Here is a 2663-nt window from a genome sequence, read left to right on the forward strand (position 1 = left end):
ACGGATCTGGCCAAACTTGGAATGAGAGCTCTGATCTGCGGTACATTGGCCTCTTATTTATGGGCAACTATTGCCGGCATCCTGATGTAATTTTAGTTGTTAGTTTGTTCGATGGTTAGTGGTTTGTTACGAGTTTCGTGTACAATCTATAAGTTATAACCTATAACTTATAACCTACAACTGATAATAACTCCTTATCGTTTTTTTAAATCGACATATTCTCTATAGGTTTCTCCTACAAATATTTGTCTTGGTCTTCCAATAGGCTCTTTATTCTCGCGCATTTCTTTCCATTGGGCAATCCATCCCGGTAAACGGCCTAAAGCGAATAATACGGTAAACATATCAGTCGGGAACCCTAAAGCACGGTAAATAATACCAGAATAGAAATCGACATTCGGATATAGCTTACGCTCAACAAAATACGGGTCGTTCAGGGCCGTAGTTTCCATTTTTTTCGCGATTTCCAGAACAGGATCATCAATACCAAGTTTATCAAGAATGTCGTCGCAGGCTTTCTTGATGATCTTCGCCCTAGGGTCAAAGTTCTTGTAAACACGATGTCCAAATCCCATCAGACGAAAACTATCGTCCTTATCTTTTGCTTTGTTGATCCATTTATCAGTATCACCGCCATCATTTTTTATCTGCTCAAGCATTTCAATAACCGCCTGATTGGCACCTCCATGAAGCGGGCCCCATAAAGCTGAAATACCTGCAGAAATTGAAGCATATAAATTACAGTCTGATGAACCTACCATCCGAACCGTGGAAGTGGAGCAATTTTGCTCGTGATCTGCATGGAGTATAAATAATACGTTCATGGCCTTCACTACCACAGGATCGATCTCTTTATTTTCTGTTCTCTGACCGAAAGTCATGTTCAGGAAATTACTCACATAATCCAGATTATTTTGCGGATAGATGATCGGATGGCCGAGAGATTTTTTATAAATCCAGGAAACAACTGTGGTCATTTTTGCAAACAGCTTGATAATGGTCAGTTTTTGCTCCTCTGCTGTTTGTTTTGAGTTTAATGATTCGGGATAAAATGAAGATAGGGAACATATCAGGGAAGAAAGTTGTCCCATAGGATGGGATTTCGAAGGAAACCCGTCGAAAAATTTCTTCATATCTTCATGAACCAGCGTATGCCTGGAGATCACGGACTGAAATGAGTTGAGTTGAGATTGGTTTGGAAGTTCACCATAGATCAGTAAGTAAGCAACTTCAATAAAAGTTGATTTCTCTGCTAATTCTTCAATGGAGTATCCCCTGTATTTTAAGATTCCTTCCTCGCCGTCCAGAAATGTGATAGCACTTTTAGTTGAACCTGTATTTTTAAAACCAGAATCGAGAGTTATAAATCCGCTTTCATCCCTAAGTTTTGAAATATCAATGGCCTTTTCACCTTCAGTACCTGTAATTATCGGTAATTCGTACGTTTTTTCTCCTATTTTTAAGGATGCTGACTCTGACATAGTAATTTGAAATTTTAATAAACAAAACTAATAAATATGCTCACTTATGACCTAATTTTCATGAAAGGTTTTGCAATATTTTTTAAAAAAAATTAAATAAATTACAATTTCATGTAATCAATCACCCTGATTTTAGGTTAACCCATCCGAATTGGATGATATTTCTGATCTTCTAAATCAGTGATTGTTATTTTTTCTTCGTTATGGTCTCCTTAACTTCACCGCAATTCAGCATTTCATCACCGAAATAAGGGTTCCTGACCTCTTTCTCAGAAGCCAGCCAATAGCCTCCCTCACCGTCATTGGCCATCGGACAATACTGAACAAATAAACTTCCTGATTCGATCTCTGTATGTTTAAGCATTGCAATGATATCAGCACTTAATGCAGTAAATTGGAAACGCTGCTTGGTCAGGTCATTTGTACCTGCAATTTCGGCAGCCATAGTAGCGGTATTTTCGCAACCATCAATTTTACGAAGTGCAGTTGCAAGCTCTTTGGCTGCTACCTGAGCTTCAGTTGCATTTGATGCTACAAGTACATCTTTAAGATGAATATAATGAATGAATACCTGATCCGTATCGATATCTTTAATTTCGACAGGAACAGTGGCCGGAGCAGAAATAGTGTCGGTTTTAGCAGACTCATCAGTTTTGGATGCCTGATTACAGGCTGCAAATACAGCAATCAGTGCAAAAACTGACATAACAAATTTTAATTTATACATAATTAGGGGATTTTGGTTTACAAATATGAGTATTTTAGATGAATGAACCGTCAAAAACAGGAAAGTCCCGCTTTCTGAGGGGTATTTTCGAAAAATCAATTCTTTATTCAGTTCACAGCCAAAAGCTAGCCACAAACCGGCCTGAACAGAATTTTTCAGGTTTGGCCATTCACAAGGCCCTATAGGCATTATGAATCAAAATACATGGTTCAAACCCGGAATAAATACTTTTCCCTGGAACCCGGGTACAAATATAGTTCCAATCTGAAAATATTACCTTTTCAGTATCAGATAACCTTTGTTAGTGTTTTTTGTTCTGATGCCAGCTTCCGATTTGTAGGTATTCACTATATAAAAGTACACTCCATCCACCAGTGGGGAATCCTGATTAACAAGAAGACCCTTATTAGCAAAACCCCTGAAAGTTTTATCACCACTATTATAACCTTTTACAG

The 2663-nt window shown here is 38.0% G+C and carries 3 protein-coding genes; all 3 read right to left on the minus strand.

Translation table 11 applies throughout. The features are described 5' to 3' along the window. Positions 1–194: 194 nt before the first annotated feature. On the minus strand, positions 195–1481 hold the full coding sequence (locus WC815_24270; protein ID MFA5911906.1) for a citrate synthase: 1287 nt from the start codon (positions 1479–1481) through the stop codon (positions 195–197). 187 nt (positions 1482–1668) lie between these two features. Then, positions 1669–2397 (minus strand): DUF3347 domain-containing protein, encoded by a 729-nt coding sequence (locus tag WC815_24275; protein ID MFA5911907.1) that lies wholly within the window; start codon positions 2395–2397, stop codon positions 1669–1671. A gap of 84 nt (positions 2398–2481) precedes the next feature. Continuing rightward, positions 2482–2663, minus strand: a 182-nt coding sequence (locus WC815_24280) for a hypothetical protein (GenBank protein MFA5911908.1), incomplete at its 5' end; no start/stop codon positions are given.

This window comes from Vicinamibacterales bacterium, from assembly GCA_041659285.1.
GTDB lineage: Bacteria > Acidobacteriota > Vicinamibacteria > Vicinamibacterales > UBA2999 > 12-FULL-67-14b.